Here is a 22636-nt window from a genome sequence, read left to right on the forward strand (position 1 = left end):
ATAGGAAACACCGTGAGCACGAAGACAAGTATTGAGTGGTGTGATTCTACGTGGAATCCGTGGGAAGGCTGCCAGAAGGTCGGCCCCGGTTGCGACCATTGCTACGCCGAGACGCGTAACGCGCGCTTCGCCGGCGGCATGGCGGTCAACTGGGGGCCCGGAGCGCCGCGCCGCCGCACGTCGCCGGCGAATTGGCGGAAGCCGCTCGCCTGGAATGCCGCGCACGCGGAGTTCTTCGCCGCGCACGGCCGGCGCCAGCGCGTGTTCTGCGCGTCGCTCGCGGACGTGTTCGACAACGAGGTCGACCTGCTGTGGCGCCGCGATCTGTTCCGGCTGATCGCCGACACGCCGAACCTCGACTGGCTGCTGTTGACGAAGAGAATCGGCAACGTGCCTATGATGCTGCGCCACATCGGCGTCGAGCGGCTGCCGGATAACGTCTGGCTCGGCGCGACGATCGTGAACCAGGAGGAAGCCGACCGCGACATCCCGAAGCTGTTCGCGGTGCCGGCGCGCGTGCGCTTTCTGTCGATGGAGCCGCTGCTCGGGCCGGTCGACTTGCGCCTTCCCACCCGAATCTGGACCAACAGCGCTGGCGGCAGAAATTGCGATCACTGCTGCAACGGCGATCGGTGTGACGATCCAACGCATTGCGAACGCGGGAGGCCTGATTGGCTGGTGCGGTGCCCATATTGCCGTGGCACTGGGCGCGGAAAGCCGATCGACTGGGTGATCGTCGGCGGCGAAAGTGGCCCCGGCGCGCGGCCGATGCACCCAGACTGGGCCCGCTCGCTGCGCGACCAGTGTTCAGTCGCCGGCGTCGCATTCCATTTCAAACAACACGGCGAATGGGCGCCGGGTTCTGGCGACTTCGGCACCGGCCGCTTCGAAACCGCCGCGATCGCGCGCGACGGTCGCATCGCTGCTGGCGGCCACCGCGTCGAAGACTATCCGGCAGGTGCGGCCAGTGCCGACGGCTGGGCGATGGTCCACCGCGCCGGCAAGCGCGCCGCCGGCCGCGAGCTCGATGGCCGCACGCACGACGAATTCCCGGAGGCACGATGAAGTCCGAATTCAAGATTCAACGACCTGACGACATACCGATGACGCTCACCATGACGATGACGCTCGGCGAGTGGAGGAAGCTGCAGGAGCAGCTCGCGTCGACGTATCCGTCATGGAAGTTGTCGTCCAACATCGGGGCAATGGTGCGCCTCGCGACGACCACATTCGCCGAAACGAAGGAGCTCGACCTGTGACCGAACGGCAGATTCCTTTCAGCGCGCCCATGGTTCGGGCCGTCATCGGTCGCTACAAGCGACAGACTCGACGTGTCGTGCGCGGCCAAGCGCTCGACTGGCTCAATTCAGCCAACTTCGCGCCAGCCTATGTCGCTTTACCCTCCAACGGCTTCAGTCCGTATGGCTATGCCGGCGATCACCTCTGGGTACGTGAAGCATGGCGTACGACCGGTGACGATGGTCGGTGTGACGACATGCCACCGCGCGATCTTCAGCCGCACCGGGTCTGGTACGAGGCAGACGGCAATGCCCCGGCAGACGAGTGTGTAGGCAAGTACCGGCCGTCCATGTTCATGCCGCGCTGGGCCTCTCGCATCACGCTTGCCGTAACCGGCGTGCGCATCGAGCGCCTGCAATCGATCACCGACGATGACGCATTGGCCGAGGGCATTTTCCCTCCTGGCATGGAGTGCCTCATCGGCACGCCACGCGACGGTTACCGCAACCTCTGGAACAGCCTCAACGCCGCACGCGGCTACAGCTGGGACACGAACCCATGGGTATGGGTCGTCGACTTCAATCGAGTAGGAGGTACGTCGGAATGACGAAGAAACAATCGAAACAGGAAAATCCGACTGCCGACACGCAAATTGCAGCAGCGATCTCGAGCACGATCAGTGCCGTCAGCTTTCAGGGGCTCAGCATCGTGACGCCTGACGGCATTCCCGCAACGCTCGCCGTCGTCGACCAGAATGGAAAAATCGTCGAGGCCGGCCCGAGCGTGATGCGTGCGGTGTGGGACGTCGCGATTCGGTCGTATCGAAACTTCCTGATCGGCAACGGGCACCTACGCGTGCTTACGCAGCCGCCCAGCACGCGGATCAAATAAACAACGGCGCCCATGAGGCGCCGTTGTTTCGCTACAGGTCGAGGAACATCCGAACTGCGTATTTGATCGCTTCCATCTCTTCATCCGTCGCACGCTCGCCCTTGTACTGGAACTCACGAGCCTTGAACGATAGGTTCACGATCTGATCAACGAGCGCTACACCTGGCCGCGCGAGGCTCGAGATCGGAATCTCCGATTCCCAGCCCCGCACCGTCGACGTGATTGGCAAGCCGACAAACCTCCCCGTCAACTCATTGATATCGACAGGCGTGATGACCACTACTGCGCGATAGCCATCCTGCTCGTTCCCCTTGCTCGGCCCGATATACAGCCGAACAACATCCCCTGCTTCCGGAACTCCGTTGTGCATCTTTTGCAGATCCCTCTGGTTCCGCGTCAGGGCCGTTCGTCTGGTCCCTCGAACTCATTTCCCTGCGGTTCGCCGAAGTCGATGATCGGATGCGGCTCCAGCTTCGCCTCGCGCAACTGCTGCAAATATCGTTCGCGAGAAAAGCGCTTGATCGCACTGTGCGGACGAATCTGCACTTGGCCATCAACCACATGAACATCCACCTCTTGACCCTCGGCGAACGCTACTTCTTGCGCAACGTTTGCCGGGATTCGCACCGCAAGGCTATTTCCCCAACGCTTTAGCGTTTGAATAGCCATATGACACCCATCACCCCGATGGACGGCTTTCTCACCCTCACCGTCCACCTCGTCATTGAATATGTATCAACGGATGTTGATACGCCTCCAATACTAGACCTGAACTACTGGCGTGTCAACGACGTTGATACGTGAAAGGTCACGCCCAGTTTGATATAGATATGGTTACTTTCGGGCACCCGAGGGATACGAACCCTACTTTGGGGGATTGGGACATCTGGAATGTGGGGGCGTGGCAGCAAAAGCGTGAGTTTACAGCCATTTAGGGGTGGCGAGGCAAAACAGGCGATCGGCGGCGGCATCGACCGTCGAATCGGACGCACGACGCGCCGGCGGGCCGTCATGCGACGGCTGCCCGATGCGTCCCTTTCATCTTGAAACAGTGCATCGCCGCGCGACCGGCTCACGCGATGTCCGAAACCCACGCGTTTGAAGCGCTGGCGGCGCCGCGCTTCCTTTGATCCTGGCGAGACTCTCGATCGAGCGGAAGGCAAAGCGCACCTGCATTCACGATCTTTCATGGCCGGGTCCGGCCGACGAGAGTGCGCCGGCTGTGTCCCAAACATTCGAACTCGTCTCATTTCACGATAATGGGGCGCAAAGTAGCATTGCGCATGAGCCTCCCTCCCCCTCGGCTGCACTGCCGCATGGGGTCGAATCTGGCTCATCGGCTCGCCGCGAGGCCGCGTTGTCCTCGATGTCGCGACGTCGGGCCGCCTGAGCACAACGATTGCCGTCACGCTGCACAGGGGCACGGGCAGCAAGTCCCGATTTTTCGCCGGTACATCGGCTTCGAACGACGATGCGCCACTGAAGAAGCTCACGCCCGACAATCGCGTTCAGGTGATCGGCACGTTCAACGGGGATCGCGCCGTCTGTCGCTACACGTCGATGGTCAAGCAACGTACGGCCGTCGACGAACGCGTCACGGCTGCGATGTCCCCGCAACGCGCCATCGGTCAACATACATCGGAGAATATGAAAAACTTCGCGTTCGCCGCGCTCGACGCATCGCAGTCAACTGACCGCCGAGCCGGCGCCCGATCTTCCGCGTTCATCCTGCCTATACAAAAGGACGCTACATGTCAGTACGACGTTTGATATGCACGTGGTTCTCGCTGTGCCCGTTGATTGCAGGCACGGCGATGGCCCAACCCGTCGAGGTACCGGGCTTGACCCACGTGCGCTCCCTGGGCGGCATCGACGAATACCGTCTGGATGCCAACGGCCTTACCGTGCTTGCCGTGCCCGATTCCGCTGCGACGGTGGTCAGTTTCCAGGTGTTGTACCAGGTGGGTTCACGCAACGAAGCCGCGGGCACGACCGGCGACACTCACCTGCTCGAACACCTGATGTTCAAGGGCAGCCGGCACTACAACAAGGCGCTCGGCAATTCACTGAACAGCTACATGGAGCGCGTGGGCGCGTCCTTCAACGCCACCACCTCGATGGACCGCACCAACTACTTCGGCACGCTCGGGCGCGATGCGCTGGAAGGCTACATCGCGATCGAGGCCGACCGCATGCGCAACCTCCTGCTGCGCCCGGAAGACCTGGCCAGCGAAATGACGGTGGTACGCAACGAGTACGAGCGAGGCGAGAACAGTCCTTTCACCGCCTTGTTCCAGCAAGTCATGGCCACGGCTTACCAGGCACACCCCTACCACCATCCCACCATTGGCTGGCGTAGCGACATCGAGCATGCGAGCGTGGACAACCTGCGCCGTTTCTACGACACCTACTACTGGCCGGACAACGCCACCGTCATCCTGGTCGGCGATTTCCGGCCGGACCAGGCGTTGGGGTGGGTCAGGCAGTATTACGGCGGCATCCCGCGCGCGCCCAAGGCCATTCCCGCTGTCACGACCGAAGAGCCGCCGCAGCAGGGGCCGCGCAGGCTGGTGCTCAAACGCGCGGGCGCAACGGGCAGTCTGATCATCGCGTTCAAGGGTCCGCGCGCGCTCGACCCCGATGCGCCTGCGTTGACCGTACTGGGCCTGGTATTGAGCCAGGGCAAGAGCAGCCGGCTGTATCGCGCCCTGGTCGACACCACGGTTGCCACGCAAGCCGGCGCCGGCTTCCATGCGCTGCGCGATCCCGGTCCGTTCGTCGTGACGGTCAGCCTGCCGCCCGACGCGAAACACGAGCAGGCCGAGAAAATCGCCTGGACCGAACTGGAGCGGATCAAGACCGAGGGCGTCACTCGCGAGGATATCCAGCGGGTGCTGGGCCCTTACCGGGCCGATCAGGTCTACCAGCGTGACGGCGTCCGTGCGACGTCCGCCCGATTGGGCCACGCGGTCTCGCAGGGCGACTGGACACGGTTCGTCACGGAGCTCGAAGAACTGGAAAAGGTGACGCCCGCCGACGTGCAGCGCGTCGCCCGCAAGTACCTCATTGAAAACCAGAGCACCACCGGCTGGTTCGTCCCGGAGAAATCCTGATGAAGCATGTTCGTTTCAACCCTCTGCGGACGTGGATCGTATGGTTCGCCGTGCTATGCCTGCCTGTTGCGGCTCAGGCAGGCATCGCCGACCGCGTCGTGCGCGCCCAGGCCGGCAGCATCACGCTATTGACCTATTCGATGTCGCCGCAGGAAATGGTGTCCGTGACCGGGGTGATGCCCCTGGGCGATGCCGACACGGCCAGCAAGGCGGCCAATCCCGCCGTGCCGTTGCTGACGGGCATCTTGCTGCAGGAGGGCACCACCCGTCGCGACAAGGTGGCGATCTCCGCGCTGCTGGAGAGCCTGGGCGCTCAGTTGTCGTTCCAGACCGACGGCGGCTATGTCGGCATACACGGCCAAAGCCTGACCAAGGATTTGCCGACGCTGATCGACCTGATGGCCGAGCAGTTGCGCCTGCCGGCCTTCAAGCCGGAGGAGCTGGCCAAGGCCAAGAGCCGGCTGGAGGCCGCGATCCGTAACGCCGGGGAAAACCCGCCGGTTCGGGCCACCGAGGCGCTGAATCGGTCCATTTACCCCGCTGCCCACCTCAACGCACCGGTGCCGCGCGAACGGATGCTCGACGCAATCGCCGCTGCCACGCTGGACGACATCAAGGCCTTTCATCACGCCTATTACGGGCCCGCTCACATGACGCTGGTCGTGGTCGGCGGCGCGGACCCTCGCCGCCTGCAGTCCATGGTGACCGAAGCCTTCGCGGGCTGGAGCGGGGGCCGGGCACTCGTGCGACAGGGCCCGCCGCGCAAGACAAGCCGGCCCGACACGCAGCGCATCGCCATGGGGGACAAGGAATCCGTCAGCGTGATGCTGGGTCAGGCCATCGACCTGCGCGCCAACGATGCCGACTATCTGCCCCTCAGCGCGGCTGTCAACATCCTGGGCAACGGCTTCACCGGCCGCCTGATGGCAGGGGTCCGCGACAAGGAAGGCCTGACCTATGGCATCCGCGCCGGCCTGTCCGGGCTCTCCCTGATGGACGGCGGATTCGTCATCACCAGCAGCTTCGCCCCGCCCCTGCTGGACAAGGGCGTCGCCAGCACGCGCCGGATTCTGGATGCCTGGTGGAAACAGGGCGTGACCCAAACGGAACTGGATGCGCGCAAGGACGGCATGATCGGCCGCCATCAAGTCGCAATGGAAACCACCGGGCAGATGGCCGCCATGATCGCCCAGACGGTGCTCCAGGACCGCCCGCTGAGTGACCTGGACACCTATCCCGAGCGCGTCCGTGCGTTGACCGTCGAGCAGGTCAACACCGCCATCCGCACGTACCTGGACCCCGACAGGATGACATTGGTGGAAGCAGGCACGTTTGCGGAGAAATAACCGCCGCGTCGCTTCGTACCGTGCCCCGCCCGGCTTCGGCCCGGCGGCTGCCACCGCACGATTTTGCGTGCGCCTGCGCTTCGCAGAACGCCACCGGATGCACCTTCCCGCCGACAGTCACAATCACCGACCGGTCGTGATCATCCGCGCCGGTCGCCCGGCCCTCGCTCTGGCTGCCGATCCGTGCACGATGCTGCGCGTGGACCACGCCGAAACATGCATGGGAAACGTGCGTGCCGCCCGCGTCGGTTTGATGCGGGATGACGGGCTGTCGGCTTACCGTCAACGCCATGTGCGGCAAGATGCGTGGCCACTTCCCGAACGACGAGGCGGCGATCAAGCTGCCTTGGCTGGCGCTGCGCAACGTGCCGGCCAAGACCGTGCGGTCCGCCTTCGACTGGAAATCGGCGAAGTGACGGAGATCCACCCGCAAGCGTCGCTTCCCGACAATTCCGCCGGAACCGCCCCGTCGCTATGCGAAAATCGCAGCGTCCACGCTCTTGCCTCTCTTCCATTACCCAACGGGGTTCGCATGACCACCCACATCACGATCGAGTTCACCGAACACGCAGCCGAAACCATCGGCGAGCAAACCAGCACCAGCTTCTCCTACGACCAGGGCGCGCACGTGCCGCAACCGGGCGACTTCGTCGAGCTCGAGAATTCGCGACAGACGTTCCTCGTGATCGGCCGCGTGTTTTCGCTCAAGGCGAACTACTGCGCGGTCAAGCTCGTGCTCGATCTGCCGCCGCACGACGACGAGCAAGGATTCCCGGCATAAGACAAGCCGGGCCGGTAACATCGGCCATTGCGCACGCCCGGCCCGCCTCGTATTGAACCGCCAACCACGAGCGCGTAAAAAAGCCCGCCGAAGCGGGCCCACACAACAGACCAATCCAATCCGGCGCTCACGGAAACTTCGCAGCGGTCAGGCAGCGCTCGAACCACAAAGCATCGTCGCCATCGCCGATCGGCCGCATTTCCGCATCGAGTTGCGGCAGCCCGGCTACCGGCGCCGACGCGTGGTTATCGCCACCGGATGCCCCCGCACGCATCCACGCCGATTGCGCGCCCCCGGTGTCGCACGCACTCCCATGGGCCTGCGCTTCGCAGTACGCAACGGGTCGCACCTTCCCGCCATCGGCCGTGCTCACCAACCGGTACTGATAGACCGCCCCGGTCGCCCAGTCCTCGCTCTGGCTGCAGACCCGCGCACGATGCTGCACATGGACCGCGCCGAAACATGCGTAGGAAACGTGCGTGCCAGTCGCATCGTCGGGAATGAAGTCGCAGTTTGCATCGAAACCGGTAAGCGGGCCGCCCGTGTATTTCGCGAGCCACTGGCGCTCGGCCTGCGCGCGCGCGATCAACCCTTTGTTCGATTGATCGGCCAGTACGGCGGTGCGCCGATCGATTGCCTTGCGCACTTCTTCGACGGCGAGCGGACGACCCTCGTAATCGGCGTCGAGACGGTTGTTGCGCGCGCTGATCCAGCGGCGCTGGCTGCGCACCAGCATGTCGCGTGTCGCCGTGTCCGGTGCGGCCTTCAGCGCACCGATGTACGCCGAATTCATCCGCGAGTCGGCTGCGCGCAGGATGGAGCTCGCGCAGATGCGCTTCTCGATCGACTGCACGGTTTTCGCGCAGTCCATCGCAAAGGCAGGCACCGCCACGCCAACGCCCAGCATGAACATCGAAGCCAAACCAGCCACCCGCCCGGCTGGTGCCACTCGAATCCCACGCATGCTTTCTCTCAGTCGGCTTTTTCTTGGTCGCATTGCCTCGACGCGGCATCGCGCATCACGGCCTGTCGTACCCGGGCGGCGTTATTGCATTTCACCGAACGCAGCTTCCACGCCACACCGCGCAGCGCCGCTCATGGTACGCGTGCGTGCACGAACGCGCACCATCAGGCACGACACGCCCCGGTGTTCCTTCGCAAGTGACGGGATCTCGATCGACTGAACGACGGCCACGCACGCCCGAACCCGGGATGCGCATTCGGCGCCGACGGTCATGAACGACCGTCGGCGAGAGGGTCCGGCAGGCGGCGGCCGCACATCGTCGCGCCCGAATGCACGATCGGCCGACCCGCGCCGCGCCGCTTCGCGGCACCGACGCCCGACGGGTCGCCCGGCGCGGTCGGCCTGCCGCGAAACCGTTACTTCTTTTCCGGCTCCGACGCGCCCGGCTGCTTGAACGGGAACGTGCTGAACATCGACTTCGCCTGGTTCTGCATCTGCTCCTGCATCTGCACGAACATGTTCTTCGACTGCTCGATGTAGCTGGTCATCATCCCTTGCATCATCGGCGCCTGCATGTTCATGAACTGCGACCAGACTTCCGGATTCATCGCATTGCCTTCGTACAGGTTCTTCGACTGATCCGCGAGCTTGTTCTGGATGTCGATGAACGCCTGGATGTTCTTTTCCAGGTACGTGCCCATCATGCCCTGCATCGCATGCCCGTAGAAACGGATGATCTGCGACAGCATCGACGACGAGAACATCGGCACGCCGCCGCTTTCCTCCTCGAGGATGATCTGCAGGAGGATGCTGCGCGTCAGGTCTTCGTTGGATTTCGCATCGACGACCTTGAAGTCCTCCTGCTCCAGCACGAGTTGCTTCACGTCGGTCAGCGTAATGTACGTGCTTGTCTCGGTATCGTAGAGCCGACGGTTCGGGTACTTCTTGATGAGCCGTTCGGCCGTCTTCTTTGTAGTAGTCATGTAACGCCTTTGAGTGCAGCGTAGCGGAAGTGACGAATCCCCGCCGCCCGAATCCGGGAGGCGGGGGCCTTCGGAAAACGTCCGGCTGCGCGGCCACCCGGCCCGCGCAGCGCGGACGCTCAGCCCATGTGCAGGCCGCCGTTCAGCGAGAAGTCTGCGCCCGTCGCGAAACCGGAATCGTTCGACGCGAGCCACGCGACGATCGAACCGATTTCCTCCGGCCCGCCGAGACGCCGCACCGGGATCGTCGCGACGATCTTCTCGAGCACGTCCGGGCGAATCGCCTTCACCATGTCGGTGCCGATGTAGCCCGGCGACACGGTGTTGACCGTCACGCCCTTCGTCGCGACTTCCTGGGCGAGCGACATCGTGAAGCCGTGGATACCGGCCTTCGCGGTCGAGTAGTTGGTCTGGCCGAACTGCCCTTTCTGGCCGTTCACCGACGAAATGTTGATGATCCGGCCCCAGCCGCGTTCGACCATCCCGTCGATCACCTGCTTCGTCACGTTGAACAGGCTCGTCAGGTTGGTGTCGATCACGGCGGTCCAGTCTTCGTGCGTCATCTTCCGGAACACGACGTCACGCGTGATGCCCGCATTGTTGACCAGCACGTCGATCTCGCCGACTTCGGACTTGACCTTGTCGAACGCTTCCTTGGTCGAGTCCCAGTCGCCGACGTTGCCTTCCGACGCGATGAAATCGTACCCGAGCGCCTTCTGCTCCTCGAGCCATTTCACCCGGCGCGGCGAGTTCGGGCCGCAACCTGCGACCACCTTGAAGCCGTCTTTCGACAGGCGCTGGCAGATGCTGGTGCCGATGCCGCCCATCCCGCCCGTTACGTACGCAATTCGCTGAGACATAAATCTCACTCCATTTTTTGGTTTCGAGAGCTGCCGGATGCCCCCTCTGACTTCACGTGACGCCGGCCGAAGCCGCAATCGGCCGGCACACGAATTCGGTTCGCTTGTTGTGAACGACCGCTGACGGACTGCCGGTTACGGAGGGCCGCTTACGGACGCTCGACCGCGAGCGCGACCCCCATCCCGCCGCCGATGCACAGCGACGCCAGCCCGCGCTTCGCATCGCGCTTGGCCATCTCGTGCAGCAGCGTCACCAGGATCCGGCAGCCCGACGCGCCGATCGGGTGGCCGATCGCGATCGCCCCGCCGTTCACGTTCACCTTCGACGTGTCCCAGCCCATCTGCTTGTGCACCGCCAGCGCCTGCGCCGCGAACGCCTCGTTGATTTCCATCAGGTCCAGGTCGCCCGGCGTCCAGCCCGCGCGCTCCAGCGCACGGCGCGATGCCGGCACCGGGCCCATCCCCATCACGCTCGGATCCACGCCCGCGTTCGCATACGCCTTGATCCGCGCCAGCGGCGTCAGGCCCAGTGCCGCCGCCTTCTGCGCCGACATCACCAGCACTGCCGCCGCGCCGTCGTTCAGCCCCGACGCATTCGCCGCCGTCACCGAGCCGTCCTTCGAGAACGCCGGCTTCAGCCCGGCCAGCGATTCCGCCGTCACGCCGTGACGCACGAATTCATCGGTGGCGAACTGCAGCGGCTCGCCCTTGCGTTGCGGAATCGCCACCGGCACGATCTCGTCGTCGAAGCGGCCGGCCTTCTGCGCGGCTTCCGCCTTGTTCTGCGACAGCGCCGCGAACGCGTCCTGCTCCTCGCGCGTGATCCCGTATTCCTTCGCGACGTTCTCCGCCGTGATGCCCATGTGGTACTGGTTGTACACGTCCCACAGGCCGTCGACGATCATCGTGTCGACCAGCTTCGCGTCACCCATCCGGAACCCGTCGCGCGAGCCCGGCAGCACGTGCGGCGACGCGCTCATGTTCTCCTGGCCGCCTGCGATCACGATCTCCGCGTCGCCCGCGACGATCGCGTTCGCCGCCAGCATCACGGCCTTCAGGCCCGAGCCGCACACCTTGTTGATCGTCATCCCCGGCACTGCCGTCGGCAGCCCGGCCTTGATCAGCGACTGCCGTGCCGGGTTCTGCCCGGAACCGGCCGTCAGCACCTGGCCCATGATCACTTCGCTGACCTGCTCGGGCTTCACGCCCGCACGCTCCAGCACCGCGCGGATCACCGTCGCGCCCAGCTCGGGCGCCGCAATCTTCGCAAGCGAACCGCCGAATTTGCCGACCGCGGTCCGCGCGGCCGATACGATCACTACGTCCGTCATTTCCCTTTCCTCCAGGCCCGCACGACACGGCGCATCGCTACCGGCCCTGTTAAAAAAACTGCGGTGCACCGGACAGCCTGCGCCGCTGTCCGGGTTTCGTCAATCGCGCTGCAATACGTAGCGGCCCGGCGCCGGTTCGATCACCGGGAACTGCGCGGTACCGGGCTGGGCGGGCGGCTCCACCTTGCGGCCGCCGTACTGGTCGAGCCATTCGACCCAGGTCGTCCACCAGCTGCCCGGGTGCTCCGTGGCACCGGCGAACCAGTCGTCCGCCGATTCGGGCAGGTCGCTGTCGTTGACCCAGTAGCTGCGCTTCTTCTTCGCCGGCGGATTGATCACGCCGGCGATGTGACCGGACGCGCCGAGCACGAACTTCAGCGGGCCCGACAGGATCGACGTCGATGCATAGGCCGTCTGCCACGGCACGATGTGATCCTCGCGCGAACCGTAGATGAAGGTCGGCACGTCGATCAGCGTCAGGTCCACCGATTCGCCGCACACGGTCAAAGCGCCCGGTTCGCGCAGCTTGTTCTCGAGATAGGTATTGCGCAGGTACCACGCGTACATCGGGCCCGGCAGGCTCGTCGAATCGCTGTTCCAGTACAGCAGGTCGAACGGCGCCGGCGTGCGGCCCTTCAGGTAGTTGTCGACGACGTAGTTCCACACGAGGTCGTTCGGCCGCAGGAACGAGAACGTGTTCGCGAATTCGACGCCGCGCATCAGCCCCGGCTGCGTGCCGTTCTTGCCGCCGATGGTCTGCTCGCGCATCTGCACGTGCGCCTCGTCGACGAACACGTCGAGAATGCCGGTGTCGGTGAAATCGAGCATCGCGGTGAGCAGCGTCATCGACGCGGCCGGATGTTCGCCGCGCGCGGCCAGCACCGCGAGCGCGGTCGCGAGCATCGTGCCGCCGACGCAGAAGCCGAGCGTGTTGATCTGTTCACGGCCGCTGACCTGCTGCACGGCGTCGATCGCCGCGAGCAGCCCCTCGTTCATGTAGTCGTCCCACGTCTTGTGCGCGACCGATGCGTCCGCGTTGCGCCACGACACGAGGAACACCTGATGGCCGTTCGACAGCGCATGCGCGACGAGCGAATTCTCGGGCTGCAGGTCGAGGATGTAGAACTTGTTGATGCAAGGCGGCACGATCAGCAGCGGCCGCTCGAACACCTTGTCCGTCTTCGGCGTGTACTGGATCAGCTGGATCAGGTCGTTCTCGTAGACGACCGCGCCTTCAGTACACCCGAGGTTCTTGCCGACCACGAACTGCGATTCGTCGGTCTGCGAAATCTTGCCGCGCTGCATGTCGCCGAGCAGGTTCATCATCCCTTGCCGCAGGCTTTCGCCCTGCGTTTCGAGGATCGATTTCTGTGCGTCGGGATTGAGTGCGAGGAAGTTGCTCGGCGCGGCGGCGGCCGTCCATTGCTGGACCGTGAAACGAATACGCTCGCGCGTCTTCGGATCGGTCTGCAGCGCGTCGGCCAGTTCCTGCAGATAGCGCGCGTTGAGCAGATACCAGGCTGCCGCGAATGCATGCGCCGGCGACGCCTTCCATGCATCGCCGCTGAAACGGCGGTCCTTCAGTTCGGGCGACTCCAGCTTCGCCGCGGCGGCCTGCTGCATCAGCGCCATGCAATCGCGCGCGTAGTCGGCCTGCAGCGCCTGCAGCCGCTCGGGCGGAATCGCGGCGGCCGGCAGCTTCAACCCGGCGAACGGCGACGCCATCGCGCCGAAATCGGGCATCGACGGCATCTGGAACGGGAACGATGTCGGAAACTGGAATGTGGCGAACGGATTCACGGTGGCCGACGCAGTCGCGGCGCGTGCCGGATCCGCAAAACCGCGCCACGCGTTCAACCACGACTCGAACATCTGCTGCATCGGCTGGGCGGCCGGATCGAAACCAATGCTGCCCGGGGAAGTGCCCGCCTGAGCGGACGTCGACGATTTTTTCGATGCTGTCATTACCTGCCTTACCGGTGATTCGTGAGCGTCTATCGTGAAATCCTGCTCGCGCGCGGCGTGCCGGCTGCGAGCCGGGCCGTCATGCTCTGGAGAGGCGTCTCCAGATTCTGCCGCAGTGCGGTATTTTTATCATTATCGTTTTCCCCATGTGAAGCGCCATGTCAAACCGCTGAACATTTCCGTACGGAGATAATCCTCGCACAACAGGCGGGACAAGGGTTCCGGCGAAACATAAAACATTTTGGTTGACTTGACTTCGGGATTTTTCATTCAATCGCGCATGCAGCGCGGCATCGCGGCCGAAATATCGAGATAACCCGATTTTGCGGCGCAATAAACTCCACGCGCATGCGCATTCCGTCAATCGGCCAGCCAGATCGCAGCTGCCATGCGGCCCGTCACGCGATCGCGCCGGTACGAATAGAAGCGTGCCTGTTCGGTGACCGTGCAGGCCGTCCCGCCGCTCACGTGCGTAACGCCCGCACGCGCGAGACGCAGGCGCGCGAGCGCATGGAGATCGGCAAGAAATTTGCCCGGCGCGCCATCGATCGCGACGAACGCAAGCCGGGTTTCATCATGCTCCGACTGCGGGGCCGTGTCGAGAAACGCGTCACGGACGTCGGCGCCCACCTCGAACGCCCGCGGGCCGATCGCCGGCCCGAGGTACGCGTGAAGCGCGTCCGTCGCACCGCCCGCGAGTGCCGCGACACGCGCCGCGGTCTGCTCGACGATGCCGGCCGCCAGCCCGCGCCAGCCCGCATGGGCGGCGCCGACGGCACGGCCCTGCGTGTCGCACAGCAGCACCGGCAAGCAATCCGCGACCATCACGACACAGACGGCGCCCGCGCGGTCGGTGACGCTCGCGTCGGCCTGCACCGGCGCCGTAGCCGTGGGCGCCGCCGCGATCACCTCGTCCGCATGCACGATCTGCGCGCCGTGAACCTGCTCGAGCCACGCAGCACTCGACTGGCCTGCCAGCGCCAGCAAGCGTGCGCGATTCCCTGCCACATGGGCCGGGTCGTCACCGGTATGCAGGCCGAGATTCATCCCGCCCGGCAGCGCGTCGCCGCGCTGCCAGCGCCCGTACGGGCCTTCGCTCACGCCGCCGTCGCGCGTCGTGATCAGCGCGCGCACGCGCGGCGACACCTGCCAGTCGGGCTGTACGCAGTCCTGCCACGTCAACGGCGCCAGGTTCGTCATCGGCACTCACTCCTCCTCATCGTCCAGGTCCGGCTCGTCGTCGTGATACTCGCCGCCGAAATCGTCATCGTCGTAGACACCGTCATCGTCGTCGAATTCCTCATCGCCCTGCCCGAAGCCGAGCGCCGCGACGAGTGTGTTCATGTCGTCCGGCAGCGGGCAACGCCACTGCATCGCCTTGCCCGTGACCGGATGCACGAGGCCGAGCCGCCACGCATGCAGCGCCTGTCGCGCGAACCCGTCCGGCAGCGGCGTGACCGAGCGTTTGCCGCGTGCACGCCCGTACACCGGATCGCCGAGCAGCGGATGGCCGGCATGCGCGCAGTGCACGCGGATCTGGTGCGTGCGACCGGTCTCGAGATCGCACTGGATCGCCGAAACCGGCTGACGTTGCCACAGGCATGTGTCAACCGTGCGGAAATGCGTGCGCGCCGGCTTGCCCGATGCCCCCGTGACGACGGCCATGCGCGTGCGTTCGCGCGGATCGCGGCCGATCGGCGCGTCGATCGTGCCTTCCTCGGGCATCGTGCCCCACACGAGCGCGAAATAGCGGCGCTTCACCGTGCGGGCCTGCAACTGGCGCACGAGGTCCGTCTGCGCGGCCAGCGTGCGCGCCACCACCATCAGGCCCGACGTTTCCTTGTCGAGCCGGTGGACGATCCCTGCGCGCGGCAGTCCGGCCGCCGCGTCGCCGTAGCGATGCAGCAGCCCGTTGAGGATCGTGCCGCTCCAGTTGCCAGCGGCCGGATGCACGACGAGGCCGGCCGGCTTGTTGATGACGACGAGCGCGTCGTCCTCGTAGATCACGTCGAGCGGCACCGGCTCCGGCGTAAAGGCGAGCTGCTCGGGGAGCAGGTCGGGCACGAGCTCGATCTTCGCGCCGAGCGGCACCGGCTGGCGGATCTTTGCCGGCGCGCCGTCGACGAGCACGCGCTGCGCCTCGATCCAGCTCTGCAGGCGGCTGCGCGAGAATTCGGGGAACAGTTGGGCGAGCGCCTTGTCGAGGCGTTCGCCCGCGAGCGACATCGGCACTTCGACGACGCGCGGCGCTTCATCGACCGCCGCGGACGGCACGACGGGCGGCTGCATTGCGTCGCCGGTCAGATCGTCATCGAGGGAATCCCCCGAGGCGGCGTCGGCGGGCCGATCGCTTGGGCTATAATCTTCGCGATTTGGTGTGCCCGGCTGGGCATTCTGCGAACTTGAACGGGTCATTTAGACTGGGTCACCGAGACTTGAAGCTAGGACATGCGAGCATGATGAATTCGACCAAACGCACGGCCAGAACCGTCGCCGCCCGGGCTGCGGCGGTAGCGGCCGCGGCCCTCATCGCCGGCTGCCACGGCTTGCCGCAGAAGCAGGACGAGACGGCTACCTGGTCGAACAACAAATTATACTCAGAGGCCCAGGACGCACTGTCCGGCGGCGACTGGGGCAAGTGCGCGAAATATTTCGAATCGCTGCAAGGTCGCGATCCGTTCGGCCATTTCGCGCAGCAGGCGCAGATCAACGTTGCATACTGCAACTGGAAGGATAACGAAGCGGCCGCCGCCGACCAGGCCGTCGATCGCTTCATCCAGCTCCACCCCGATCATCCGGATATCCCGTACGCGTACTACCTGAAGGGGATGATCCACTTCAACGACGATCTTGGCCTGTTCGGCCGCTTCTCCGGCCAGGACATGAGCGAGCGCGATCCGCAGGCACTGCGCGAATCGTACGATGCGTTCAAGGTCGTCGTCGACCGCTTCCCGAAGAGCAAGTACGCGCCCGACGCCGCCGCGCGGATGCGCTACATCGTCAACGCGCTCGCATCGCACGAAGTGCACGCGGCCGACTACTACTACCGGCGCGGCGCCTACGTGGCGGCCATCAACCGTGCGCAGCTCGCGATCAAGGACTACAAGGGCGCGCCGGCGATCGAGGACGCACTGCACATCATGATCCTGTCGTACGGCAAGCTGAACCAGCCGGAACTCGCCGAGGACACGAAGCGCGTGCTCGCCGGCACGTTCCCCGACAGCCCGTACGTCACGGGCCACTCGCGCCCCGGCGCGAAGAAGTCGTGGTGGCAGTTCTGACGAAAGCACCGTGCGACACGCGCTGCACGAACAAAAAACCCGGCCATCGAGCCGGGTTTTTTATGGGCGCCGCATTCGGGCGGCGCCGGTGCGATCGCGCGACGATCGACGCACGCACCATCACGTGCGCTTTGCCGAACGATGCTCGTCGAAGAAGTCCTGGACGACCGCGATCTCGCGGGTCCGCTTGAACGGCGGCAGGCTCTGCCAGATCCGGCGCCCGTAGGGCTTGTCGACGAGCCGCGTGTCGCAGATCATCAGCACGCCGCGATCCGTCTCCGCACGAATCAGCCGGCCCGCGCCCTGCTTCAGCGTGATCACGGCCTGCGGCAACTGGTGCACGGCGAACGGGCTCAGCCCCTTCTTCGTCAGCGCGTCGAGGCGCGCGGCCAGCACCGGATCGTCCGGTGGCGCGAACGGCAGCTTGTCGATCACGACGAGCGACAGCGCGTCACCGCGCACGTCGACGCCTTCCCAGAAACTCTGGCTGCCGACCAGGATCGCGTTGCCATACGCACGGAAACGGTCGAGCAGTTCGGTGCGGCTTGCATCGCCCTGCACGAGCAGCGGCGTGTTCCAGCCGCGCGATTCGATCACGTCGCGCAGCTTCGACGCAATCCGGTCGACCGCGCGCAGCGTCGTGCACAGCATGAACACGCCGCCACCGGACGCTTCGATCGCCGGCAGCGCGGCGTCGAAGACGGCATCGGTAAACGCTGGCGAAGACGGTTGCGGCAGGTTGCGCGGCACGTACAGCAGCCCTTGCGACTGGTAGTCGAACGGGCTCGCGAGCGTCATCGAGCGACGCGAGCTGAGGCCCATTTGCGCCGCATAGTGCGTGAAGTCGCCGCGCACCGACAGCGTGGCCGACGTGAACACCCAGGCACGCGGCACGCCCGCGCGCTGCTTGGCAAAGATCGGTGCGACCGACAGCGGCGTTTCGTGCAGCTGGACCGTATGCGCGAACACTTCGACCCAGCGCACCTTCTCGTTCGGATCGCCGTCGGATGCCGCCTTGTCGCCGGCCGCCGTTGCGTCGGCCTTCGCCGCCGCTTCCGTCGCGCCGGGTGCGACCCAGCCGGCCAGCAGGTCCTGCAGCTCGCGTGCGCGCCGCAGGCACGCGCCGAGCGATTCCGCCCGTTCGGCCTGGCTGGCAAGCGCCGACGCCAGCGCGTCGAGCGCAGCCTCGAGCGCGTCGAGCGCACCGAACATCGGGTGATCGTCGCCGAGCTGGGCGAGCGACATGCGGACGATCTGGTCGTTCGCGAACGCCAGGCGCAAGTCGCGCGCCGCGCGCTCGAGATCGCCGCCGAGCTTCACCCACTCGACCGCGTCGCGTGCATGGCTCAGGCCTTCCGCCACCGTGTCGCGGGCGAGTTCGAGAATCTGCGTCGTCGACAGCGTTTCGCCGAAGAACAGCGTCGCCGTTTCCGGCAACTGGTGCGCTTCGTCGAAGATGACCGTGTTCGCGTTCGGCAGCAGCTCGGCCATCCCCGTATCGCGCAGCATGATGTCCGCGAAGAACAGGTGGTGGTTGACGACGACGACGTCGGCCTGCTGCGCCTCGCGCCGCGCCTGCATCACGAAGCAATCCTTGTAATGCGGGCATTCCTGGCCGAGGCAGTTGTCGCGCGTCGACGTGACCATCGACCACACGGGCGCCGTTTCCGGCACGCTCGCGAGCTCGGCCTTGTCGCCGCTCTTCGTGATCTTCGCGAAGCGGACGATTTCCTGCAGATAGGCCGTATCCTGCCGGGACGGCAACCGGCCGTTGTCGGCCGTGCGTTGCAGGTAGTAGTGGCACAGGTAGTTGGCCCGGCCCTTCAGCATCGCGACCGACACCGGCACCGCCAGCGCGTTGCGCACGGTCGGGATGTCGCGCGCGAACAATTGGTCCTGCAGGTGTTTCGTGCCGGTCGACACAATCACCTTGCCGCCCCACAGCATCGCAGGCACGAGGTACGCATAGGTCTTGCCGGTACCCGTGCCGGCCTCGACGATCAGCGTGTTGTCGCCGGCATCGCCGTCGACTTCGGCAGCCGCGGCGGCGTCCGCGCCCGTTTCGGCCGCCTTGTCGCCGTCACCGAGGCGACGTGCCGGCCGCTTGCGGGTTTCGAAGATCTCGGGTTCGGGCATCCGGCGCGCGGACGCTTCCATCGCGGACGCGACGGCGCGCGCCATCTCGATCTGCGACTGTCGCGGCCGGTAGCCGTCGAGCGCACGCGCCAGCAATCCGCCTTCGCCGAAGATCGTGTCGAGTTCATCGACACGCTTGCGGCTCAGCTCAAAGGTGCCTTCGGGCGCACGAGCGCGCCCGGCGGGCGACACGTCGCGCCGGGCATCGGGGGTGGCTTCAAGCGGTGAATTCAAGGCAAGCGTTCCTGTGTCCAGCGCCCGGGCGGCGCCGGCGCTTGCCAGGCCGCGCTCAGGCGCGCTTATCCGGTTCCAGCTGCGATTGCAGCAAAATGATTTTGTCCTTGGCCGCCAGCTTTTCCTTCTTCAGCCGGTGCAGCGTGATGTCGTCGATGTCGGAGTGTCCTTCCTTCAGCTCGATCTCCCGAGCGAGCTGCTGGTGCTGCTCCTGCAATGCAGCCAAACGGTTGTGCAATTCCTGCTGCTGTTCCGTGTGACGGTTTTGCATACTTGCCTCCTCATCGAAGCAGCGCGCCGACTGGCGTGCCAGCGCGCCCGAGACTGATCCCGATCAATCCAACACGTTACTGCCCCTGCTGTTGCTTCTGCTGCGCCTTCTCGGCCGCTTCCTTCTGACGCTGCTCGACATCGGCCTTGTGCTGCACGGCTTCCTTCTGCTTCTGCTCGTAGCGCGCGGCGTTGTCCGCCCGCTCCTGCGCCTTCTGCGCGGCCTGCTGGTGCGCCTGGTCGAGCTTGCGCTGGAAGTCGCCCTGCTTCTGGTCGTATGCCTGTTTGCTCGCCGCGCGCTGCGGCCCTTCCGCGCCACGCTGCGCCTGCTTCAGCGCATTCTGCTCCTGCTTGTCGCGGAACGCAGCCGCGTTTGCCGCATCGTTCGCCGCCCGCTGCGGCGCTTCCGCCGCGTTCTGCGCCGCCTTCAGCGCCTGTTGCTGGTCGCGCTGCTGCGCACGCACCGCCCGCTGCTCGTCGTTGAGTGCGAGCTGCTCCTGGCGGATGCTCGCCCGCTCGTCGCGCATCTTTTCACGCGCCTTGCCGAGACAGTGATTGACGAAGAACTTGCTGTAGCAATCGTGCTCGGCCACCGCATAACGATAATCGTTTTCTGCGGAGCGTTGATTGAGCACTTTTTGACGGGCGTCGAAATCCGGTGCGGCCGTGGCCGTCACGGGCGCCGCCGCGGCGGCGGCCGGCGCGGTGGCGTCCGACGCTTGCGCGAACGCGCCGGAAGGCCCGGCAGACAAAGCCGCGGCGAGCGCTGCGCCGAGCGCGACGAGAGAAATTCGGGAAGTTGGCAACGTCGTAGGAAAGCTGCGGGACATGTGTCAAATTCTATCACCCCCGGCTGGGCGCTCCGCCATTTATGGCAAAATGCCCCGCTTCACTCACCCGCGGCATCCGGCCCGTCGGGCCCGCCACGCAGCCCGCCGCTTCGGGCCTGCCGGCCCCCGCCGCGATTTCAGCAGGCAGATCATCCACGACATGACGGAAACCGTAGCACTCAAGATCGTACAGCGCATCGCCACCGAACTGTCCGTCCAGCCGCGCCAGGTCGCGGCGGCCGTGCAACTCCTCGACGAAGGCTCGACCGTTCCGTTCATTGCCCGGTACCGCAAGGAAGTGACCGGCAACCTGGACGACACGCAGTTGCGCCAGCTCGAGGAACGCCTCCTGTATCTGCGCGAACTCGAGGATCGCCGTGCGTCGATCCTGTCGAGCATCGACGAACAGGGCAAGCTGACCGACGAACTGCGCGCCGCGATCGACGCGGCCGACAGCAAGCAGGTGCTCGAAGACCTTTATCTGCCGTACAAGCCGAAACGTCGCACGCGTGCGCAGATCGCCCGCGAAGCCGGCCTGGAGCCGCTTGCCCAGGCGCTCCTCGCGAACCCGCTGCTCGACCCGCAGGCCGAGGCAGCCGCGTACGTCGACGCCGAGAAGGGCGTGGCCGACGTAAAGGCCGCGCTCGACGGCGCGCGCGACATCCTGTCCGAACAGTTCGGCGAGACGGCCGAGCTGCTCGGCAAGCTGCGCGACTATCTGCACAACCAGGGCGTCGTGTCGTCGGCCGTCGTCGAGGGCAAGGAAAACGAGGAAGGCGAGAAATTCCGCGACTATTACGACTACGCGGAAACGATCAAGACCGTGCCGTCGCACCGCGCCCTCGCGCTGTTCCGCGGCCGCAACGCGGGCGTGCTGACGATCAAGCTCGGCCTCGGCGAAGAACTCGACGCGCAGGCGCCGCATCCCGGCGAGGCGATGATCGCGCGCCATTTCGGCATCGCGAACCAGAACCGGCCGGCCGACAAGTGGCTGTCCGACGTATGCCGCTGGTGCTGGCGCGTGAAGGTGCAGCCGCACATCGAGAACGAGCTGCTCACGCAATTGCGCGAAACGGCCGAAACGGAAGCGATCCGCGTGTTCGCGCGCAACCTGAACGACCTGCTGCTGGCCGCACCGGCCGGCCCGAAGGCCGTGATCGGTCTCGACCCCGGCCTGCGCACGGGCGTGAAGGTCGCGGTCGTCGACCGCACCGGCAAGGTGCTCGCGACCGACACGATCTACCCGCACGAGCCGCGCCGCGACTGGGATGGCTCGATCGCGAAACTCGCACGCATCGCCGCGCAGACGCAGGCCGAGCTGATCAGCATCGGCAACGGCACGGCGTCACGTGAAACCGACAAGCTCGCGGGCGAACTGATCGCGAAGCACCCGGAGCTGCGCCTGCAGAAGATCGTCGTGTCGGAAGCCGGCGCTTCGGTCTATTCGGCATCCGAGCTGGCCGCGAAGGAATTCCCGGAGCTCGACGTGTCGCTGCGCGGCGCCGTCTCGATTGCACGCCGCCTGCAGGATCCGCTCGCCGAGCTCGTGAAGATCGAGCCGAAGGCCATCGGCGTCGGCCAGTACCAGCACGACGTGAACCAGCGCGAACTCGCCCGCTCGCTCGACGCGGTCGTCGAGGACTGCGTGAACGCGGTCGGCGTCGACGCAAACACCGCATCGGCCCCGCTGCTCGCCCGCGTATCGGGCCTGAACGCGACGCTCGCGCGCAACATCGTCGACTACCGCGATGCGAACGGCCCGTTTCCGTCGCGCGAGCACCTGCGCAAGGTGCCGCGCCTCGGCGACAAGACCTTCGAACAGGCTGCGGGCTTCCTGCGCATCAACGGCGGCGAGAATCCGCTCGACCGCTCGTCGGTGCATCCGGAAGCATATCCGGTCGTCGAGCGGATGCTCGCGAAGATCAGCAAGCGCATCGACGACGTGCTCGGCAACCGCGAAGCGCTGTCGGGCCTGTCGCCGACGGAATTTGTTGACGAACGTTTCGGCCTGCCGACCGTGCGCGACATCCTGTCCGAATTGGAGAAGCCGGGCCGCGATCCGCGCCCCGAATTCAAGACCGCGACGTTCCGCGAAGGCGTCGAGAAAGTGTCGGATCTCGTGCCCGGCATGACGCTCGAAGGCGTCGTGACGAACGTCGCCGCGTTCGGCGCGTTCGTGGACATCGGCGTCCACCAGGACGGCCTCGTCCACGTATCCGCGATGTCGACCAAGTTCATCAAGGATCCGCACGAAGTCGTGAAGGCCGGCCAGGTCGTCAAGGTAAAGGTGCTCGACGTCGACGTGAAGCGCCAGCGCATTGCGCTGACGATGCGCCTCGACGACGACGCGGCGGCACCCGGCATGTCGTCGCGCGGCGGCCAGGATCGCGGCAGCGCGGGGCGCGGCGCGGC

At 65.5% G+C, this 22636-nt stretch carries 22 protein-coding genes; 10 read left to right on the forward strand and 12 right to left on the reverse strand.

What is annotated here, in order from left to right:
* Positions 1 to 12: 12 nt before the first annotated feature.
* Genes G3N96_RS04345 through G3N96_RS04360 form a run of 4 tightly spaced genes read left to right on the forward strand, consistent with a single transcriptional unit; the run spans position 13 to position 2130 of the window.
* Positions 13 to 1065, forward strand: coding sequence for a phage Gp37/Gp68 family protein (locus G3N96_RS04345; protein WP_206136369.1), 1053 nt, complete (start codon positions 13 to 15; stop codon positions 1063 to 1065).
* 38 nt (positions 1066 to 1103) lie between these two features.
* A complete protein-coding gene (locus G3N96_RS04350) occupies positions 1104 to 1259 on the forward strand; it encodes a hypothetical protein (protein ID WP_174959596.1) in 156 nt (51 codons plus the stop codon).
* On the forward strand, positions 1256 to 1846 hold the full coding sequence (locus tag G3N96_RS04355) for a hypothetical protein (protein ID WP_206136355.1): 591 nt from the start codon (positions 1256 to 1258) through the stop codon (positions 1844 to 1846). The genes G3N96_RS04350 and G3N96_RS04355 overlap by 4 nt, the downstream gene beginning before the upstream one ends.
* On the forward strand, positions 1843 to 2130 hold the full coding sequence (locus tag G3N96_RS04360; RefSeq protein WP_206136356.1) for a hypothetical protein: 288 nt from the start codon (positions 1843 to 1845) through the stop codon (positions 2128 to 2130). The genes G3N96_RS04355 and G3N96_RS04360 overlap by 4 nt, the downstream gene beginning before the upstream one ends.
* Before the next feature lie 31 nt (positions 2131 to 2161).
* On the opposite strand, the gene G3N96_RS04365 is transcribed toward G3N96_RS04360, so the two are convergent.
* Entirely contained in the window at positions 2162 to 2500 is a 339-nt protein-coding gene (locus G3N96_RS04365; protein ID WP_206136357.1) for a type II toxin-antitoxin system PemK/MazF family toxin, read from the reverse strand.
* A 26-nt stretch (positions 2501 to 2526) separates the two neighbouring features.
* Entirely contained in the window at positions 2527 to 2799 is a 273-nt protein-coding gene (locus tag G3N96_RS04370) for an AbrB/MazE/SpoVT family DNA-binding domain-containing protein (RefSeq protein WP_206136358.1), read from the reverse strand.
* A gap of 1145 nt (positions 2800 to 3944) precedes the next feature.
* On the opposite strand from G3N96_RS04370, the gene G3N96_RS04375 reads away from it, so the two are divergent.
* From G3N96_RS04375 to G3N96_RS04385, 4 genes are all read left to right on the forward strand, one after another.
* A complete protein-coding gene (locus G3N96_RS04375; RefSeq protein WP_241022474.1) occupies positions 3945 to 5243 on the forward strand; it encodes a pitrilysin family protein in 1299 nt (432 codons plus the stop codon).
* Positions 5243 to 6589, forward strand: coding sequence for a pitrilysin family protein (locus tag G3N96_RS04380; protein WP_206136360.1), 1347 nt, complete (start codon positions 5243 to 5245; stop codon positions 6587 to 6589). The genes G3N96_RS04375 and G3N96_RS04380 overlap by 1 nt, the downstream gene beginning before the upstream one ends.
* Positions 6590 to 6879: 290 nt before the next feature.
* Positions 6880 to 7005, forward strand: coding sequence for a hypothetical protein (locus G3N96_RS39660; protein WP_260431380.1), 126 nt, complete (start codon positions 6880 to 6882; stop codon positions 7003 to 7005).
* Between the two features lie 116 nt (positions 7006 to 7121).
* The gene (locus G3N96_RS04385) at positions 7122 to 7370 is read left to right on the forward strand and encodes a hypothetical protein (RefSeq protein ID WP_089440216.1); all 249 of its coding nucleotides are present in this window, start codon (positions 7122 to 7124) and stop codon (positions 7368 to 7370) included.
* Positions 7371 to 7497: 127 nt separating this feature from the next.
* Here G3N96_RS04385 and G3N96_RS04390 read toward each other — a convergent pair whose 3' ends face one another.
* The 7 genes from G3N96_RS04390 to G3N96_RS04420 form a co-directional block, all read right to left on the reverse strand.
* The gene (locus tag G3N96_RS04390) at positions 7498 to 8319 is read right to left on the reverse strand and encodes a lysozyme inhibitor LprI family protein (RefSeq protein WP_346778874.1); all 822 of its coding nucleotides are present in this window, start codon (positions 8317 to 8319) and stop codon (positions 7498 to 7500) included.
* 431 nt (positions 8320 to 8750) lie between these two features.
* Entirely contained in the window at positions 8751 to 9317 is a 567-nt protein-coding gene (gene phaR / locus G3N96_RS04395; RefSeq protein WP_006485265.1) for a polyhydroxyalkanoate synthesis repressor PhaR, read from the reverse strand.
* 119 nt (positions 9318 to 9436) lie between these two features.
* A complete protein-coding gene (locus G3N96_RS04400; RefSeq protein ID WP_124583329.1) occupies positions 9437 to 10177 on the reverse strand; it encodes a 3-ketoacyl-ACP reductase in 741 nt (246 codons plus the stop codon).
* A gap of 149 nt (positions 10178 to 10326) precedes the next feature.
* Positions 10327 to 11508: an acetyl-CoA C-acetyltransferase gene (locus G3N96_RS04405; protein ID WP_046197065.1), complete on the reverse strand. Its 1182-nt coding sequence runs from the start codon at positions 11506 to 11508 to the stop codon at positions 10327 to 10329.
* A gap of 99 nt (positions 11509 to 11607) precedes the next feature.
* Positions 11608 to 13473 (reverse strand): class I poly(R)-hydroxyalkanoic acid synthase, encoded by a 1866-nt coding sequence (gene phaC / locus G3N96_RS04410; protein ID WP_089425550.1) that lies wholly within the window; start codon positions 13471 to 13473, stop codon positions 11608 to 11610.
* A gap of 360 nt (positions 13474 to 13833) precedes the next feature.
* Positions 13834 to 14673: a peptidoglycan editing factor PgeF gene (gene pgeF, locus G3N96_RS04415; protein ID WP_206136361.1), complete on the reverse strand. Its 840-nt coding sequence runs from the start codon at positions 14671 to 14673 to the stop codon at positions 13834 to 13836.
* Positions 14674 to 14679: 6 nt separating this feature from the next.
* Positions 14680 to 15888 (reverse strand): RluA family pseudouridine synthase, encoded by a 1209-nt coding sequence (locus G3N96_RS04420; RefSeq protein ID WP_124583583.1) that lies wholly within the window; start codon positions 15886 to 15888, stop codon positions 14680 to 14682.
* Between the two features lie 41 nt (positions 15889 to 15929).
* Between G3N96_RS04420 and G3N96_RS04425 the strand changes: the two genes are divergently transcribed.
* Positions 15930 to 16754: an outer membrane protein assembly factor BamD gene (locus G3N96_RS04425; RefSeq protein ID WP_011549700.1), complete on the forward strand. Its 825-nt coding sequence runs from the start codon at positions 15930 to 15932 to the stop codon at positions 16752 to 16754.
* Between the two features lie 120 nt (positions 16755 to 16874).
* Here the strand turns inward: G3N96_RS04425 and G3N96_RS04430 are convergent, their stop codons facing one another.
* The 3 genes from G3N96_RS04430 to G3N96_RS04440 form a co-directional block, all read right to left on the reverse strand.
* Complete coding sequence (locus tag G3N96_RS04430; RefSeq protein ID WP_206136362.1) at positions 16875 to 19124, reverse strand: ATP-dependent DNA helicase; 2250 nt, start codon at positions 19122 to 19124, stop codon at positions 16875 to 16877.
* Positions 19125 to 19179: 55 nt separating this feature from the next.
* Positions 19180 to 19395 (reverse strand): YdcH family protein, encoded by a 216-nt coding sequence (locus G3N96_RS04435; protein WP_006478692.1) that lies wholly within the window; start codon positions 19393 to 19395, stop codon positions 19180 to 19182.
* 76 nt (positions 19396 to 19471) lie between these two features.
* Complete coding sequence (locus G3N96_RS04440) at positions 19472 to 20224, reverse strand: hypothetical protein (protein WP_206136363.1); 753 nt, start codon at positions 20222 to 20224, stop codon at positions 19472 to 19474.
* Between the two features lie 160 nt (positions 20225 to 20384).
* Between G3N96_RS04440 and G3N96_RS04445 the strand changes: the two genes are divergently transcribed.
* On the forward strand, positions 20385 to 22636 hold a 2252-nt coding region (locus tag G3N96_RS04445), incomplete at its 3' end, for a Tex family protein (protein WP_206136364.1).

It is taken from the genome of Burkholderia sp. Se-20373, assembly GCF_017104705.1.
In the GTDB taxonomy this organism is placed as follows: domain Bacteria; phylum Pseudomonadota; class Gammaproteobacteria; order Burkholderiales; family Burkholderiaceae; genus Burkholderia.

Bases quoted from the DNA above. Each gene is read 5' to 3' on its own strand.
- G3N96_RS04350 (WP_174959596.1), top strand. From the start codon at position 1,104: ATGACGCTCACCATGACGATGACGCTCGGCGAGTGGAGGAAGCTGCAG.
- G3N96_RS04360 (WP_206136356.1), top strand. From the start codon at position 1,843: ATGACGAAGAAACAATCGAAACAGGAAAATCCGACTGCCGACACGCAA.
- G3N96_RS04365 (WP_206136357.1), bottom strand. From the start codon at position 2,500: ATGCACAACGGAGTTCCGGAAGCAGGGGATGTTGTTCGGCTGTATATC.
- G3N96_RS04370 (WP_206136358.1), bottom strand. From the start codon at position 2,799: ATGGCTATTCAAACGCTAAAGCGTTGGGGAAATAGCCTTGCGGTGCGA.
- G3N96_RS04375 (WP_241022474.1), top strand. From the start codon at position 3,945: ATGGCCCAACCCGTCGAGGTACCGGGCTTGACCCACGTGCGCTCCCTG.
- G3N96_RS04380 (WP_206136360.1), top strand. From the start codon at position 5,243: ATGAAGCATGTTCGTTTCAACCCTCTGCGGACGTGGATCGTATGGTTC.
- G3N96_RS39660 (WP_260431380.1), top strand. From the start codon at position 6,880: ATGTGCGGCAAGATGCGTGGCCACTTCCCGAACGACGAGGCGGCGATC.
- G3N96_RS04385 (WP_089440216.1), top strand. From the start codon at position 7,122: ATGACCACCCACATCACGATCGAGTTCACCGAACACGCAGCCGAAACC.
- phaR (WP_006485265.1), bottom strand. From the start codon at position 9,317: ATGACTACTACAAAGAAGACGGCCGAACGGCTCATCAAGAAGTACCCG.
- G3N96_RS04400 (WP_124583329.1), bottom strand. From the start codon at position 10,177: ATGTCTCAGCGAATTGCGTACGTAACGGGCGGGATGGGCGGCATCGGC.
- G3N96_RS04405 (WP_046197065.1), bottom strand. From the start codon at position 11,508: ATGACGGACGTAGTGATCGTATCGGCCGCGCGGACCGCGGTCGGCAAA.
- phaC (WP_089425550.1), bottom strand. From the start codon at position 13,473: ATGACAGCATCGAAAAAATCGTCGACGTCCGCTCAGGCGGGCACTTCC.
- pgeF (WP_206136361.1), bottom strand. From the start codon at position 14,673: ATGACGAACCTGGCGCCGTTGACGTGGCAGGACTGCGTACAGCCCGAC.
- G3N96_RS04420 (WP_124583583.1), bottom strand. From the start codon at position 15,888: ATGACCCGTTCAAGTTCGCAGAATGCCCAGCCGGGCACACCAAATCGC.
- G3N96_RS04425 (WP_011549700.1), top strand. From the start codon at position 15,930: ATGATGAATTCGACCAAACGCACGGCCAGAACCGTCGCCGCCCGGGCT.
- G3N96_RS04435 (WP_006478692.1), bottom strand. From the start codon at position 19,395: ATGCAAAACCGTCACACGGAACAGCAGCAGGAATTGCACAACCGTTTG.
- G3N96_RS04440 (WP_206136363.1), bottom strand. From the start codon at position 20,224: ATGTCCCGCAGCTTTCCTACGACGTTGCCAACTTCCCGAATTTCTCTC.